At 58.4% G+C, this 14,938-nt stretch carries 15 protein-coding genes; 5 read left to right on the top strand and 10 right to left on the bottom strand.

Annotated features, from left to right (window positions below):
- Positions 1-37: 37 nt before the first annotated feature.
- The 3 genes from USG84_RS17230 (at position 38) to lysM (ending at position 1,491) form a co-directional block, all read left to right on the top strand.
- Complete coding sequence (locus USG84_RS17230) at positions 38-619, top strand: NAD(P)H-dependent oxidoreductase (protein WP_061097054.1); 582 nt, start codon at positions 38-40, stop codon at positions 617-619.
- 31 nt (positions 620-650) lie between these two features.
- Positions 651-965: a putative quinol monooxygenase gene (locus tag USG84_RS17225; protein WP_008502984.1), complete on the top strand. Its 315-nt coding sequence runs from the start codon at positions 651-653 to the stop codon at positions 963-965.
- Between the two features lie 85 nt (positions 966-1,050).
- Positions 1,051-1,491, top strand: a complete 441-nt coding sequence (gene lysM / locus USG84_RS17220; RefSeq protein ID WP_028014428.1) for a peptidoglycan-binding protein LysM — start codon at positions 1,051-1,053, stop codon at positions 1,489-1,491.
- Positions 1,492-1,508: 17 nt separating this feature from the next.
- Here lysM and USG84_RS17215 read toward each other — a convergent pair whose 3' ends face one another.
- Genes USG84_RS17215 through USG84_RS17195 form a run of 5 tightly spaced genes read right to left on the bottom strand, consistent with a single transcriptional unit; the run spans position 1,509 to position 6,170 of the window.
- Entirely contained in the window at positions 1,509-2,384 is an 876-nt protein-coding gene (locus USG84_RS17215; RefSeq protein ID WP_151414056.1) for a MurR/RpiR family transcriptional regulator, read from the bottom strand.
- A complete protein-coding gene (locus USG84_RS17210; protein WP_151414055.1) occupies positions 2,381-3,331 on the bottom strand; it encodes an iron-siderophore ABC transporter substrate-binding protein in 951 nt (316 codons plus the stop codon). Before USG84_RS17210 ends, USG84_RS17215 begins: the two co-directional genes overlap by 4 nt.
- A 9-nt stretch (positions 3,332-3,340) precedes the next feature.
- Complete coding sequence (locus tag USG84_RS17205) at positions 3,341-4,381, bottom strand: FecCD family ABC transporter permease (RefSeq protein WP_151414054.1); 1,041 nt, start codon at positions 4,379-4,381, stop codon at positions 3,341-3,343.
- Positions 4,378-5,361 carry a FecCD family ABC transporter permease gene (locus USG84_RS17200; RefSeq protein WP_253543303.1) on the bottom strand — a complete coding sequence of 328 codons (984 nt, stop codon included), beginning with the start codon at positions 5,359-5,361 and terminating at the stop codon, positions 4,378-4,380. Before USG84_RS17200 ends, USG84_RS17205 begins: the two co-directional genes overlap by 4 nt.
- On the bottom strand, positions 5,358-6,170 hold the full coding sequence (locus USG84_RS17195) for an ABC transporter ATP-binding protein (RefSeq protein ID WP_151414053.1): 813 nt from the start codon (positions 6,168-6,170) through the stop codon (positions 5,358-5,360). The genes USG84_RS17200 and USG84_RS17195 overlap by 4 nt, the downstream gene beginning before the upstream one ends.
- 384 nt (positions 6,171-6,554) lie before the next feature.
- Between USG84_RS17195 and USG84_RS17190 the strand changes: the two genes are divergently transcribed.
- Entirely contained in the window at positions 6,555-8,693 is a 2,139-nt protein-coding gene (locus tag USG84_RS17190; RefSeq protein ID WP_320738388.1) for a TonB-dependent siderophore receptor, read from the top strand.
- A 78-nt stretch (positions 8,694-8,771) separates the two neighbouring features.
- Here the strand turns inward: USG84_RS17190 and parE are convergent, their stop codons facing one another.
- Genes parE through nudF form a run of 5 tightly spaced genes read right to left on the bottom strand, consistent with a single transcriptional unit; the run spans position 8,772 to position 13,180 of the window.
- Positions 8,772-10,664, bottom strand: coding sequence for a DNA topoisomerase IV subunit B (gene parE / locus USG84_RS17185; RefSeq protein ID WP_028014439.1), 1,893 nt, complete (start codon positions 10,662-10,664; stop codon positions 8,772-8,774).
- Positions 10,665-10,692: 28 nt separating this feature from the next.
- Positions 10,693-11,274 (bottom strand): esterase YqiA, encoded by a 582-nt coding sequence (gene yqiA / locus USG84_RS17180; protein WP_151414052.1) that lies wholly within the window; start codon positions 11,272-11,274, stop codon positions 10,693-10,695.
- Positions 11,274-12,101 carry a 3',5'-cyclic-AMP phosphodiesterase gene (gene cpdA / locus USG84_RS17175; RefSeq protein ID WP_151414051.1) on the bottom strand — a complete coding sequence of 276 codons (828 nt, stop codon included), beginning with the start codon at positions 12,099-12,101 and terminating at the stop codon, positions 11,274-11,276. Before cpdA ends, yqiA begins: the two co-directional genes overlap by 1 nt.
- 27 nt (positions 12,102-12,128) lie before the next feature.
- Complete coding sequence (locus USG84_RS17170; protein ID WP_061097042.1) at positions 12,129-12,551, bottom strand: DUF1249 family protein; 423 nt, start codon at positions 12,549-12,551, stop codon at positions 12,129-12,131.
- Positions 12,548-13,180 (bottom strand): ADP-ribose diphosphatase, encoded by a 633-nt coding sequence (gene nudF, locus USG84_RS17165; protein WP_028014443.1) that lies wholly within the window; start codon positions 13,178-13,180, stop codon positions 12,548-12,550. The genes USG84_RS17170 and nudF overlap by 4 nt, the downstream gene beginning before the upstream one ends.
- Before the next feature lie 204 nt (positions 13,181-13,384).
- Between nudF and tolC the strand changes: the two genes are divergently transcribed.
- Entirely contained in the window at positions 13,385-14,863 is a 1,479-nt protein-coding gene (gene tolC, locus USG84_RS17160; protein ID WP_151414050.1) for an outer membrane channel protein TolC, read from the top strand.
- Positions 14,864-14,938: the final 75 nt, after the last annotated feature.

The following is a 14,938-nucleotide window of genomic DNA, read 5'->3' as shown; positions in this document are numbered from 1 at the left end:
AGAATACCCGGCATACTCTCAGCATCGAGGACAAAAAATGAGCAATATTCTGATTATCAACGGCGCGAAAGAGTTCGCGCACTCTAAAGGCCAGCTGAATGACACCCTGACCGAGGTCGCGGACGGTTTCCTGCGCGACGCCGGGCATGATGTTAAGGTCGTGCGCGCGGACAGCAGCTATGACGTGAAGGCCGAAGTGCAGAACTTCCTGTGGGCCGACGTGGTTATCTGGCAGATGCCGGGCTGGTGGATGGGCGCGCCGTGGACCGTGAAAAAGTACATGGACGACGTCTTCACCGAAGGTCACGGTTCGCTGTATGCCAGCGACGGACGCACCCGCTCAGACGCGTCTAAAAAATACGGCTCCGGCGGCCTGATTCAGGGCAAAAAGTACATGCTCTCCCTGACCTGGAACGCCCCTCTGGAAGCCTTCACCGAAAAAGATCAGTTCTTCGAAGGCGTGGGCGTAGACGGCGCGTATCTGCCGTTCCACAAGGCGAACCAGTTCCTGGGGATGGATCCGCTGCCGACCTTTATCGTCAACGACGTGATTAAAATGCCTGACGTCCCGAGCTATATCGCAGAATATCGCAAGCATCTCGCGAAAATTTTTGCTTAACTGGTAGCCTGGAATTAAAGGAGTAGTAACCATGCTTACAGTAATCGCAGAAATCCGTACTCGTCCAGGTCAACATCACCGCCAGGCGGTGCTGGATCAGTTCGCGAAAATCATCCCAACCGTACTGAAAGAAGAAGGCTGCCACGGCTACGCGCCGATGGTGGACGCCGCTACCGACGCAAGCTTCCAGGCCACCGCGCCAGACTCCATTATCATGGTTGAGCAGTGGGAAACCGTCGCGCACCTTGAAGCACACCTGCAGACCGCGCACATGAAAGCGTGGAGCGACGCGGTGAAGGGTGACGTGCTGGAGACCCACATCCGTATTCTGGAGCAAGGGGTTTAAAACCTGCCTTCCCTCTCCTTCCGGGGAGGGAATTCTCTCTGACCTGCTATGCTTATTCTGACTTCATGATTAACAGGAGGATGGAATGGGTCTTTTTAACTTCGTGAAAGAAGCAGGCGAAAAGCTATGGGATAACCTGACCGACCACAAAGGTCAGAGCGACAAAATCACCGAGCATCTCAAGAAACTCAACATTCCCGGTTCAGACAAAGTTCAGGTTAACGTTACCGACGGCAAGGCCAGCGTGACGGGCGACGGGCTGACCCAGGAGCAGAAAGAAAAAATCCAGGTCGCCGTCGGCAACATCGCGGGCGTCAGCGAGGTGGAAAACAACATCACCACGACCGATGCCAAAGATGAAGCCACCTACTACACGGTGAAATCTGGCGATACCCTGAGCGCTATCTCCAAAACCGTGTACGGCGATGCCAACCAGTACAACAAGATTTTTGAGGCTAACCGCCCGATGCTCTCCAGCCCGGATAAAATCTATCCCGGCCAGACGCTGCGTATTCCGAAAGCGTGATCCGCGAGTCGGGGAAATCAGCTGCTCTTCTTCCCCGGCTTTAACCCACGATGTAACTCGTTGATACGCTTCATCGACTTGATGGTGCGCTGCGGCTCGGTGGAGGCGACGGATAAAACAATCATCTCCAGGCACAGCAGCACCGTGCCGTGGAGCGGAATTTTGCCCTTCTCGCCGCCGCGCGGGACGTGGATCACCACGCTGGCCTCTTTGCTGAATCGCGAGTCGGTGGCATTGGTCAGCAAAATCGTGGGAATACCCAGACGTTTTGCTTCGCGCAGCGTGGTTTGCCCTTCCCGGTGCGCGGATTTTTGCGCCATCATGATCAGCACATCCCCGCGCTGGAGCCCGATCAGCTGCTCGGCCAGCCCTATTCCGGTACGGTTAAGCGGCGTGGCGGGTAGCCCCATTCGGCTGAACAGCCTGGCGGTGTATTCGGCCAGAATGCCGGACGCGCCAATCCCAAATATGGCGACCTGCCTCGCCTGCGCCAGCAGCGAGACCGCCTGAGCCATCGCGAAGCGGTTATGGGGTGCAGACAACACTTCACAGGTGTGCTGATGCCCCTCCAGCACGAAATCAATGCTCGCATTGACGTCGCTGGTCAGCGTATTCACCGTAGTGGACATCTTTTCGCTGGAGGTCACGACCGGGCCAAACCACTGCTCCAGCGTCTGCTTGAGATCGCGCAGCCCGGCGAAACCCAGCGCCTGGATGGCGCGAACGACGGTGGCGTCCGACGTTTTCAGCAGCGTCGCAATCTCCATGGCCGTCTGCTCCATCACCGCTTCCCGATTTTCATTGATATAGCGCGCCACCTGCAGCAGCCGCGGCGTGAGCTGGTGCGACCGGGAGCGCAGGCGGTCGCCGAAGAGATCAACTTTACGGCTCATCGTGACGCCTCCGGCAGCGGACGTCCGGCAATCTGCGACTGGACCTGCGCGACCATCAGCCCTAACGAGGCGAACGAGTTCGAGATGGCATCTTCACGCGAGATCAGCACGTAGTGTCCGGTCCGACAGGCATTCAGGAACTGGCACCAGCCGGGCATTACCGCATCCATCGCCGCCAGCTCGTCCTGCGGTTTGCCGCCCGTATCCCCGCGCCAGGTGGCGAAAACGAAATCCGCATCCAGCTCCGGCAGCCGCTCGGCGCTGACGTCAATTCGCCCCCCTTCCGGGATAGACTCAATCAGCGGCGGGAAGGTGAACCCGGCATCACGCAGCACGCGGCCCAGCGAGTGGTAGCTGTGCATGGCGTTGATTTTCCCCTGATTGGCCTGAATCACCGATACGCTCACCTTGCGGGTATCAATAGTCGCTTTCAGCGCCTTAATCTGCTCCTGATAGCGCCGCTCCAGAACCTTGAGCCGCGCCTGCGTGCCCGTCAGCTGCGCCAGCTTGCGGTAGATCTCCGGCGCGCCGCCGTCGAGATGATCGATGTTCACCGTCGGGGCAATTTTTTCCAGCTGTTCCACCGGGGTGTTGCGGGTCGGCTCGGTAACGATCAGGTCCGGTTTTGCGGCGGCGATGGCTTCGATATCGATATCCGCAGTGCCGATAAATTTGATGTCGGAATTATCGAAGTCGACGCCGGTCAACATGCCGCTGGAGCGCAGAAAGTGGCTGCCGTCCGGCCGGGTGCGTCCATGGCTCACCACCGGCGGTACGCCAAGCTCAATCAGCGGAATGGTAATGTCCAGGTCGTGTAGCGAGACGATCCGTTTCGGATGCACCGGCACCACCACCTTACGGTTCAGATCGTCAATAAACGTCTGCGTCGGCTCGGCCGCGCTCGCCGTAAGCCCCACCAGCAACAGCATCGAAAACAGTATGCGCATGTTAATCCCCTAAAATCTGTCCCGACGCTGCCAGAGCAGCAGCAGGAAAAACGGTCCGCCAATCAGTGAAATCACAATTCCCGCCGGCAGCTGCAGCGGGAGGAATGCCAGCCGCCCGACGTTATCCGCCAGCAGCACCAGCAGCGCCCCCAGCACGGCGCTTCCCGTCAGGAGCGCGGTTTGCCCGCCGCGGAGCAGCAGGCGTGCCATATGTGGCGCAATCAGCCCGACAAAACCAATGCTGCCCACGCAGGAGACGCAGGCCGCCGTGAGCACTACCGGGGCGAGAACCCTCAGCAGCGCCAGCCGGTTTGAACGCACGCCAAGGCCCGCTGCGGCATGGTTACCGAGCAGCGCCACGTCCGCAGCGCGGGCGGTAAACAGCAGCAGCGCAAACGCCGGAAGCGCCCAGACAGCGGCAATGCAGACCAGCGTCCAGTTTGCCGCGTGCAGGCTGCCCGCCAGCCATAGCATCGCCGTCTGCACGTCGCGCACGTCCGCCGTGGTCATAAAAACGCCCATTGCGGCGGCAAAAACCCACGACACGCCAATGCCGATCAGGATGAATCGCGGACGTGAGACATCGCGCGCCAGAGCCACCACCAGCAGCGCGGTAAGCAGCCCACCGACCATGCCAACCAGCGGCCGCCAGGCCAGGCCCAGCGCCGGGAACTGAAATATCAGCAGCAGTACCGCCGCGCTACAGCCTTCTTTCACGCCGATAAGCCCCGGATCGGCCAGGCCATTGCGGGTAATAGACTGCATTGCCGCCCCCGCCATGCCGAGCATCCCACCGCACAGCGCCGCCATCAGCAGGCGCGGCAGGCGGATATCCATCACGATGTAGCGCGCCTCCGCCGTCAGGCTTTCTGGATAAAACAGCGCGCGCCCGATGGCGGAAGTGGGGATGGGCAGAGAGCCGTGCGTCAGGCCAACCCCCGTCAGCAGGCAGGCGGCCAGCGTCAGGATGACCAGACATACCAGCGCCTTTGGGCGGACCAGCGCCGAGAAGGCGCCAACGCGTAGCGCACGCAGTCCGGCGCGGTTCATTTGAACATCCTCGAGGCCATGAAGATAAAGACCGGGGCGCCAACCAGCGCGGTCATGATGCCGGTTGCCAGCTCCCAGGGCGAAAACAGCGTGCGGGCAGCGATATCCGCCAGCAGCAGAACCAGCGCCCCGCACAGGGCGGACAGGGGCACCATCACGCGGAGATCGACCGACACCAGACGGCGAACGAGCTGCGGCACCACGAGGCCGATAAAGCCGATCGGCCCGGCGAGGGAGACTGCCGCACCGCAGAGCAGCGCAATGGCCAGCAGGGCGAGCAGCCGCGTTTTCAGCAGCGATACGCCAAGCCCCTGCGCCATTCTGTCGCCCAGCGCCAGCATGTTGAGCGAGGGCGACAGCCAGAGCGCCAGCACAAAGCCCACACCCGCCACCCACAGGGCAGCGGCAATCGTGTCACCGCTAACCCCCGCCAAATCCCCCGCCAGCCAGGTGCGCATGGCGAGCAGCGTCTGTTCATCCAGGATGAGCACCGTGGCGGTAATCGACGAGGCAAACGCCGACATCGCCACGCCGCACAGCGTGACCTTCATCGGCGTCAGCCCGGTGCGCCCGGACGAGGAGAACGTGAGCACCAGCAGAAACAGCGCCGCGGCACCGGTTGCGGCAATCAGCGGGCGGCCAAACGGCAGCGTTAACTCCAGCGCGCTGGTCAGCACCACCGCCAGCGCCGCCCCGGCGTTGAGCCCCAGAATATGCGGTTCGCCGAGCGGGTTGCGGATCGCGGATTGCAGCAGCACGCCCGCCACGCCGAGCGCGGCGCCTGTCACCATCGCGGCGCACAGGCGCAGCAGTCTGAGTTTGATGATGATGTTATGGTCGAAATTGCGCGGATCGAAGTGGAGGAAGGCCTCCACCACCGTTTGCGGGGCGATAAAGCGTGCGCCGATCCCCAGATGGGCAATCGCGCCCGTTGCCAGCAGCAGGGCGAAAATCAGGAAAGCGAGAGAGGTGCGCATCATGGCTGTTTTGTGACCTGGCGAAACGGCATAAAGAACGGTTTACCGGTCAGCGGATTGATGGACATATGCACGTCGACATCAAACACCGCTTTAATCAGCTCCGGCGTGCAGACATCTCCCTCATGCAGTACGCCCTCGACTTTTCCCTGGCGTAAAAAGACCAGCGAATCGCCGTAGTTCACGGCGAAGTTAAGATCGTGCAGCACCACCACCACGGTACGCCCATGCTCGCGCGTCAGCGTATGCAGCAGTTCGAGGATCTCCACCTGATAGCGGAGATCGAGGAACGTGGTGGGTTCATCCAGCAGGATATAGGGCGTTTGCTGCGCCAGCGCCATGGCGATCCAGCAGCGCTGACGCTGGCCGCCGGACAGGCTTTCGACGGGCATGTGGGCAAACTCTGCCGTGCCGGTCAGGCGCAGGGCCTCCTCCACCGCCCGCTCGTCCTCGTCGCTCCACTGGCGCATAAAATTTTGCCAGGGAAAACGCCCGCGCGAGACCAGCTCAAAGACGGTTAACCCTTCCGGCAGCAGCGGAGACTGCGGCAGGATGCCAAGCTGGCGGGCAACGGCTTTCGTCGGCTGCGCGTGGATCGCCTTGCCGTCGAGAACCGCCGCGCCGCCAAGCGGCTGGAGCAAACGCGCGATGGTACTCAGCAGCGTGGATTTTCCGCAGCCGTTCGCCCCCACCAGAACGGTGATTTTCTGCTGGGGGATCGCAAGGGAAATATCATCAACGATGATTTTTTTCTGATAACCGGCAGAAAGATTCTCCAGAACCAGCCCCGGTTTTGTCGTGTTGTGAGCCACGTGCATGCCAACGTAATAAAAAAGGGAAACAAATATAAATAAAAATCATTCTCTTTTGAGAGTTTGAGGCCGCGCCATGTAGTAGTCAAGAGAAGAAACACCCTGAAAAAACCAGGGATAACGGAGCGTTACTACACCTATCTGCAAAACAATAAAGATTTTATTTTCAATCAGTTAATTGGATGCCACTGCGCTTTTCCGTTACGTTTCATAGATGTAGCCGATTTTTAGCTTTTTTCATTTACTACTACATTGCCGCATGCTTGAATGATTCTCAATTACATGTTCGATGCCGGTTCTGGCTAACGAGCAGACCATAAAGGGCAATGACTCACACGTTCTTCCGTGAAGATGCTTCACGGATATTTTGGGATAACAGATGTAATGGCTACGTTCACACCTTCACTCTCTGGGGTAAAAGGGCACGCGCTCTTTTCACTGCTGTTTATGGCGCCGCTGGTGCAGGCAGCAGACACCACGGCTAAAGACGGCGAAACGCTTACCGTCACCGCCGATCCAAATGCTGCGGCGGAGGCCACTAACGGCTACCAGCCGCTGAACACCTCTACCGCCACGCTAACCAACATGCCGATGCTGGATATCCCGCAGGTGGTGAATACCGTCAGCGATAAGGTGCTGGAGGATCAGCACGCCACCACGCTGGATGAAGCGCTGTATAACGTCAGCAACGTGGTGCAGACCAACACCCTGGGCGGCACGCAGGATGCCTTCGTGCGCCGCGGATTCGGCGCAAACCGCGACGGCTCGATCATGACCAACGGCCTGCGCACCGTGCTGCCGCGCAGCTTTAACGCCGCAACCGAACGCGTGGAGGTGCTGAAAGGCCCGGCCTCAACGCTGTACGGCATTCTCGATCCGGGCGGCCTGATTAACGTCGTCACGAAGCGCCCGGAGAAGACCTTCGGCGGCTCGATTTCTGCCACCTCTTCCAGCTTTGGCGGCGGCACCGGACAGGTCGATGTTACCGGTCCGATTGACGGCACGCGCCTGGCGTATCGCCTCACGGGCGAGTATCAGGACGAGGATTACTGGCGCAACTTCGGCAACGAACGCAGCACGTTTATCGCCCCGTCGCTGACCTGGTTTGGCGACGATGCCACCGTGACCGTGCTCTATTCGCATCGCGACTATAAGACCCCGTTCGATCGCGGGACGATCTTCGATCTCAACACCAAAAAGGCCGTGGACGTCGATCGCAAAAACCGCTTTGACGAGCCGTTTAACGTGACCGACGGGCAGTCCGATCTCGCTCAGCTTAACGCGGAGTATCGCCTCAACAGCCAGTGGACCGCGAAGTTCGACTACAGCTACAGCCAGGATAAATACAGCGACAACCAGGCCCGCGTCATGGCCTACGATTCGAAAACCGGCACCCTGACCCGCCGGGTGGATGCAACCCAGGGCTCAACCCAGCGCATGCACAGCACCCGTGCGGATCTGCAGGGGAACGTGGATATCGCGGGCTTTTATAATGAGATCCTCACCGGCGTGTCGTATGAAAATTACGATCTGCTGCGCACGGACATGATGCGCTGTAAGAACGTCAAAGGTTTTAATATCTATAATCCGGTTTACGGCAAGCTCGACGAGTGTACAACCGTCTCCGCCGCTGACAGCGACCAGACGCTCAAGCAGGAGAGCTACTCGGCCTATGCCCAGGATGCCCTTTACCTGACGGATAAATGGATCGCTGTAGCCGGGCTGCGCTACCAGTATTACACCCAGTACGCAGGCAAAGGCCGCCCATTTAGCGTCAATACCGACAGCCGCGACGAGCAGTGGACGCCGAAGCTGGGGCTGGTTTACAAACTGACGCCAGCCGTCTCGCTGTTTGCCAACTATTCGCAGACGTTTATGCCGCAGTCGTCCATTGCGAGCTATATTGGCGATCTGCCGCCGGAAACGTCGAATGCGTATGAAGTGGGCGCAAAGTTCGATCTGTTCGACGGAGTTACTGCCAATATCGCGCTGTTTGATATCCACAAGCGCAACGTGCTGTACACCGAAAGCATCGGGGGCGAAACCATCGCCAAAACGGCGGGCCGCGTGCGCTCTCAGGGCGTGGAGGTGGATCTTGCCGGGTCGCTGACGGAGAACACCAACATTATCGCCAGCTACGGCTATACCGACGCGAAAGTGCTGGAAGACCCGGACTATGCGGGCAAACCGCTGCCGAACGTGCCGCGCCATACCGGCTCCCTGTTCCTCACCTACGATATTCACAATGCGTTTGCCGGGAATACCCTGACGCTCGGCGGCGGCGGGCACGGCGTGAGCCGCCGCTCGGCGACCAACGGCGCGGATTATTATCTGCCGGGCTATTTCGTGGCGGATGCGTTTGCGGCGTATAAAATGAAGCTGCAATATCCGGTGACGCTGCAGGTGAACGTGAAGAATCTGTTTGATAAGACCTACTACACGTCGTCGATTGCGACCAACAACCTGGGCAACCAGATTGGCGATCCGCGCGAAGTGCAGTTTACGGTGAAGATGGAGTTTTGATTTTAGTGCGAGGGTGAAAAGACGGCTCCGTGCAATCCCCTCTCCCCTTTGGGGAGAGGGTTAGGGTGAGGGGACTCATCAGGCCTCAATATCCGCCATATCCCCTTTCTCCTGCAGCCAGTTGCGTCGGTCTTCCGAACGTTTCTTGGCAAGGAGCATATCCATCACGGCGTTGGTTTGCTGTTCGTCTTCGTCGCTGATCGTCAGCTGCACCAGGCGACGCGTGTTCGGATCCAGCGTCGTTTCACGCAGCTGCATCGGGTTCATTTCGCCCAGCCCTTTAAAGCGCTGCACGTTCGGTTTGCCCTTCTTACGCTTCAACTGCTCCAGCACGCCCGCTTTCTCTTCTTCCGTCAGCGCGTAGTAAACCTCTTTGCCGAGGTCGATACGGTAGAGCGGCGGCAGCGCCACGTGGACGTGACCATTTTTCACCAGCGTGCGGAAGTGCTTCACAAACAGCGCGCACAGCAGCGTGGCGATGTGCAGACCATCGGAGTCCGCATCTGCGAGAATACAGATCTTGCCGTAGCGCAGCTGGCTCAGATCTTCGCTGTCAGGATCGATACCGATCGCAACGGAGATATCGTGCACTTCCTGCGAGGCCAGCACTTCGTCTGAAGAGACTTCCCAGGTGTTCAGGATCTTACCCTTGAGCGGCATGATCGCCTGATATTCACGATCGCGCGCCTGCTTGGCCGACCCGCCCGCCGAGTCCCCTTCCACGAGGAACAGCTCGGTGCGGTTGAGATCCTGCGCGGTGCAGTCCGCCAGCTTGCCCGGCAGCGCAGGGCCGCTGGTCAACTTTTTACGCACCACTTTCTTCGCGGCGCGCAGACGACGCTGGGCGCTGGAGATGGCCATTTCAGCCAGCATCTCAGCCGCCTGAACGTTCTGGTTCAGCCACAGGGTAAAGGCATCTTTCACCACGCCGGAGACGAACGCCGCGCACTGGCGCGATGACAGACGCTCTTTGGTCTGACCGGCAAACTGCGGATCCTGCATCTTCACGGAGAGCACGTAGGCGCAGCGGTCCCAGATGTCTTCCGCCGAGAGCTTCACACCGCGCGGCAGAATGTTGCGGTATTCGCAGAACTCGCGCATCGCGTCCAGCAGGCCCTGACGCAGGCCGTTGACGTGCGTACCGCCGAGCATGGTCGGGATCAGGTTGACGTAGCTTTCGGTGAGCAGCTCGCCGCCTTCCGGCAGCCACAGCAGCGCCCAGTCCACGGCTTCGGTATCGCCGCTAAAGTTACCGACGAACGGTTTTTCCGGCAGCGTTGGCAGACCGTTTACCGCTTCGCACAGGTAGTCGTTAAGGCCATCGGCGTAGCACCAGGTCTGCTCGGTGTTGTTGACGTGATCTTTAAAGGTGATTTCTACGCCCGGGCACAGTACCGCTTTGGCTTTCAGCAGGTGCGTCAGGCGAGAAACGGAAAAACGCGGGCTGTCGAAGAAGCTTTCGTCAGGCCAGAAGTGGACGCTGGTGCCGGTGTTGCGTTTAGCGCACGTGCCGACAACCTGCAGATCCTGCACCTTCTCGCCGTTTTCAAACGCGATGTTGTAGACCTGGCCGTCGCGACGGACGTTCACTTCCACGCGTTTGGACAGGGCGTTCACCACGGAAATCCCCACGCCGTGCAGACCGCCGGAGAACTGATAGTTCTTGTTGGAGAACTTACCGCCCGCGTGCAGACGGCAGAGGATCAGCTCAACGGCAGGCACGCCCTCTTCCGGGTGGATGTCCACCGGCATGCCGCGGCCGTCGTCGATAACTTCCAGCGACTGATCGGCGTGCAGGATGACGTCAACGCGTTTGGCATGGCCCGCCAGCGCTTCGTCCACACTGTTATCAATAACTTCCTGGCCCAGATGGTTTGGGCGCGTCGTATCGGTATACATCCCCGGGCGGCGGCGAACCGGCTCAAGCCCGGTGAGTACCTCAATGGCATCAGCGTTATAGGTTTGCGTCATGATTTAAACTAGCAATTCGCATTGATTGTCAGTGGCTGTGCAGTCCAAGAAAATCGACAATCTGGGTGAAATGATCCTCAAAGCCCGTGAAAGCATGGTTCCCGCCCTCTTCTATAGTCTGGCGGCAGGAGGCGTAATACGCCACTGCCTGGCGGTAATCCAGCACTTCATCACCCGTCTGCTGCAGCAGCCAGATGAGATCCGGCGCTTCAAGCGGGTCGACCTGCATAACTTTGAGATCGTAAATATGGCGTGACTCTAGCACATATTGCTGCCCGGTGTAGGGGTTCTCGTTTTCGCCAAGAAACTCCCTCAGCAGCTCAAATGGCCGTACCGCCGGATTAACCACAACGGCGGGCAGCATAAAGCATTGTGAGAGCCAGGTGGCGTAGTACCCGCCCAGCGATGAGCCGACCACGCCAAAGGATTCACCGCCGTGTTCAAGCACGATCGATTCGAGCATTTCCGCCGCCTCCGCCGGGTAAGGCGGCAGCTGCGGGATGATCATCTCAACGTGGGGGTGATGCTCGCTCAGCCACTGGCGAAACTGCGTCGCTTTTGCGGAGCGCGGCGAGCTGTTGAATCCGTGCAGATAAAGGAGCGTAGACATCAGTAGCCTTCTGAAGCGGTATCCGGGCGGAACTCTGCGCCTGCCAGACGGCAGACTTCCGTGGTCAGCGTGCCGTCGGCATGCAGTTCCAGCCAGCGCCAGCCTGGCGCGATAGTATCCAGCGTAAAGTTGGCGCAGTGCGGCTTAAACTGCACGCAGGTTGACGGCGTCGCCAGCATGCGGCGTCCGTTCCAGTCGAGATCCTGTTCCTGATGGATGTGTCCGCACAGCAGGTGTTTCACCCGCGGGTATTTCACCAGAACGCTATCCAGCGCCGCGGAGTTACGCAGGCTGTGTTGATCCAGCCAGCTGCAGCCCGCCGGCAGCGGATGATGATGGAGCAGCAGCAGCGTATAACGCTCAGGTTCGGCAGCCAGTTTGGTCTCCAGCCAGTCGAGTTGAAACTCGCTTAATTCACCGTGCGGGACGCCAAATACCTGGCTGTCCAGCAGCAGGATCTGCCACTGTTCACCCGCAAATACGCACTTCGCCGGAGAGATCCCCGCATCCTGAAGGGAGCTGTACATTGCGGGCTGGAAATCGTGGTTTCCTGGCAGCCAGACGCAAGGCACGCTAAAGCTCGCGATGCCTTCAGCAAAGTGCTGGTAGGCCGCGGAGGACTGGTCCTGCGCCAGATCGCCCGTTGCGACAATCAGGTCGCAGTCGCGATTTTCAGCGTGAATGGCGCTCAGTACCGCCTGATAACTCTCCCAGGTATTAACCCCCAGTAAAGTTTCATGCTTTTCGGCAAAAAGGTGGGTATCGGTGATTTGTAATATCCTGACTGGCGCCCCACCAGCAACAGTCAGGTTCAACAGGCTTTCCAAATGGTGTCCTTAGGTAGGTTTATGACGCTAACAAACCGGAATCGCCATTGCTCCATGTGCTAAACAATATCTTAGCCAGTCGGCTAAAAACTGGTTAATTTGATGCTTTTCGTCGCGTTGATGCAACTTTTTATTCGGATAATCATACCGCGCCTTGAAGCGAAAGATCTGCTGACTTGAACACACTTCAGCGACCATCGCGTCATGATAGAGGCGCACCGTCATTGACGGCAGGCTCCAGTAGCTGATGCTGGGCGCTGTTTGCTCAATGTCCACCAGCGTAGTGTAGCGCGTTGATTCTGTTATCGTTAACCGATACTGCGCGTTGCTCACCTGATAGCTTACCGTTTCGCCGGGTGCGTCGTTTCTCGGCAGCAGGCGGCGCAGCTGTGCAAAATTGGTTTCGCACAGGCGCATCATTTCTGGGAAGTCAGGCGTATAGCGCTTCATTTTTTCCACTCGTTTCGTAATGTCTGATAATGCAGCTGCAGCCATTGCAGGGCGATGACAGACGCTGCGTTGTCGATTTTCCCCTCTTCTACCCACTGATAAGCCTGTTCCCGGCTTACCACATGAACCCGAATATCTTCGTTTTCATCTGCCAGACCGTGGATCCCTTCCGCCGTCGTGGCGTCCACTTCGCCCACCATAATGGATAAGCGTTCGCTGGTGCCACCCGGACTCGCCAGATAGCTCAACACCGGTTTTGTGCGACCTACCACCAGCCCGGCCTCTTCCAGCGCCTCGCGACGAGCGACGTCTTCAACCGACTCGCCCTCTTCGATCATCCCGGCCACCATCTCCAGCAGCCACGGGCTTTCACTGGTGTCATACGCGGCAATGCGGATCTGCTCCACCAGTACGACTTCGTCACGCACTGGGTCAAAGGGTAGCAAGACAGCCGCATGCCCGCGCTCAAAAATTTCACGTCTGATTTCGCCGCTCATTTCACCGTTGAACAGGCGATGCCTGAAACGGTAAAGATCCATCGAAAAAAAACCGCTATAAAGCGTTTCTCGTGCAATAATTTCTACATCGTTTTTGGCGAATGTCACGGGCAACTTTTCTGGTTTTTGCATGAGTCGAGTCCTGGTAGCAATGGTGATGAAATTGTGAATTTCAAGGCTGTTTGGCTGCCGTTTGTAAGGCTATATGGTAGATTGGTGCAAATTACCGCCAGATGGCACGTAACGCCAACCTTTTGGTGTGGATGATTCTGTTAGAATCGGCAATTATTTTTTAATTAGATCAGCGCTAATACTGCTTCACAACAAGGAATGCAAATGAAGAAATTGCTCCCCATCCTTATCGGCCTGAGCCTGACGGGCTTCAGTGCAATGAGCCAGGCGGAAAACCTGTTACAGGTCTACCAGCAGGCACGTCTGGGCAACCCTGATTTACGTAAATCAGCGGCCGATCGTGATGCTGCGTTTGAAAAGATTAACGAAGCGCGTAGCCCACTGCTGCCGCAGTTAGGTTTAGGTGCAGATTATACCTACAGCAACGGTTTCCGCGACGCTAACGGCGTTAACTCCAATGCTACCAGCGCCTCACTGCAATTAACACAGACGCTGTTTGATATGTCCAAATGGCGCGCCCTGACCCTGCAGGAAAAGAGCGCGGGCATCCAGGATGTGACCTATCAGACCGACCAGCAAACGCTGATCCTGAACACTGCCACCGCGTACTTCAACGTGCTGAGCGCCATTGACGCGCTCTCCTACACCGAAGCGCAGAAACAGGCGATCTACCGCCAGTTAGATCAAACCACCCAGCGCTTCAACGTGGGTCTGGTGGCGATCACCGACGTGCAGAACGCCCGTTCACAGTACGACACCGTGCTGGCTAACGAAGTGACCGCGCGTAACAACCTCGACAACGCGCTGGAATCCCTGCGTCAGGTGACCGGTAACTACTACCCTGAGCTGGCCTCCCTGAACGTGGACAGCTTCAAAACGGATAAGCCGCAGGCCGTTAACGCCCTGCTGAAAGAGGCGGAAAACCGTAACCTGACCTTGCTGCAGGCGCGTCTGAGCCAGGACCTGGCCCGCGAGCAAATTCGTCAGGCGCAGGATGGCCACCTGCCAACCCTGAGCCTGAGCGCGTCTACCGGCGTCTCTGATACTACCTATAGCGGCTCTAAGACCAACTCTGCTCAGTATGACGACAGCAATATGGGTCAGAACAAAGTGGGCCTGAGCTTCTCCCTGCCGCTGTATCAGGGCGGTATGGTTAACTCCCAGGTGAAACAGGCGCAGTACAACTTTGTTGGCGCGAGCGAGCAGCTGGAAAGCGCGCACCGCAACGTGGTGCAGACCGTTCGTTCTTCCTTCAACAACGTGAATGCCTCCATCAGCAGCATCAACGCCTATAAACAGGCCGTAGTGTCTGCCCAGAGCTCACTGGACGCGATGGAAGCCGGTTACTCCGTGGGTACCCGCACCATCGTTGACGTGCTGGACGCGACCACCACGCTGTACAACGCGAAGCAGCAGCTCTCCAGCGCACGTTACCAGTACCTGATTAACCAGCTGAACATCAAGCAGGCGCTGGGTACGCTGAACGAGCAAGATCTGCAGATGCTGAACAGCGCGCTGGGCAAACCGGTTTCCACTTCGCCGGACAGCGTTGCGCCGGAGAACCCGGAGCAGGTTGCCGCCGTTGATAACTTCAACGCTAACGGCAGCGCCCCTGCTGCACAGCCAGCGGCCGCGCGTAGCACGGCACCTGCAAGTGGCGGTTCTAACCCGTTCCGTAACTAAGATTGTTATCACGCCCTCTTCCACCGGGAGAGGGCGCATCTGAATCCCCCCCGAACGTAAGCCAACGTAAAGATC

Origin of the sequence: Enterobacter sp. 168J2 (assembly GCF_034107265.1) — a bacterium.
In the GTDB taxonomy this organism is placed as follows: domain Bacteria; phylum Pseudomonadota; class Gammaproteobacteria; order Enterobacterales; family Enterobacteriaceae; genus Enterobacter; species Enterobacter nematophilus.
Note: the sequence above shows the minus strand (reverse complement) of the source record. Positions and strands in the feature narration are given on the sequence as shown.

Bases quoted from the DNA above. Each gene is read 5' to 3' on its own strand.
- USG84_RS17230 (WP_061097054.1), top strand. From the start codon at position 38: ATGAGCAATATTCTGATTATCAACGGCGCGAAAGAGTTCGCGCACTCT.
- USG84_RS17225 (WP_008502984.1), top strand. From the start codon at position 651: ATGCTTACAGTAATCGCAGAAATCCGTACTCGTCCAGGTCAACATCAC.
- lysM (WP_028014428.1), top strand. From the start codon at position 1,051: ATGGGTCTTTTTAACTTCGTGAAAGAAGCAGGCGAAAAGCTATGGGAT.
- USG84_RS17215 (WP_151414056.1), bottom strand. From the start codon at position 2,384: ATGAGCCGTAAAGTTGATCTCTTCGGCGACCGCCTGCGCTCCCGGTCG.
- USG84_RS17210 (WP_151414055.1), bottom strand. From the start codon at position 3,331: ATGCGCATACTGTTTTCGATGCTGTTGCTGGTGGGGCTTACGGCGAGC.
- USG84_RS17205 (WP_151414054.1), bottom strand. From the start codon at position 4,381: ATGAACCGCGCCGGACTGCGTGCGCTACGCGTTGGCGCCTTCTCGGCG.
- USG84_RS17200 (WP_253543303.1), bottom strand. From the start codon at position 5,361: ATGATGCGCACCTCTCTCGCTTTCCTGATTTTCGCCCTGCTGCTGGCA.
- USG84_RS17190 (WP_320738388.1), top strand. From the start codon at position 6,555: ATGGCTACGTTCACACCTTCACTCTCTGGGGTAAAAGGGCACGCGCTC.
- parE (WP_028014439.1), bottom strand. From the start codon at position 10,664: ATGACGCAAACCTATAACGCTGATGCCATTGAGGTACTCACCGGGCTT.
- yqiA (WP_151414052.1), bottom strand. From the start codon at position 11,274: ATGTCTACGCTCCTTTATCTGCACGGATTCAACAGCTCGCCGCGCTCC.
- USG84_RS17170 (WP_061097042.1), bottom strand. From the start codon at position 12,551: ATGAAGCGCTATACGCCTGACTTCCCAGAAATGATGCGCCTGTGCGAA.
- nudF (WP_028014443.1), bottom strand. From the start codon at position 13,180: ATGCAAAAACCAGAAAAGTTGCCCGTGACATTCGCCAAAAACGATGTA.
- tolC (WP_151414050.1), top strand. From the start codon at position 13,385: ATGAAGAAATTGCTCCCCATCCTTATCGGCCTGAGCCTGACGGGCTTC.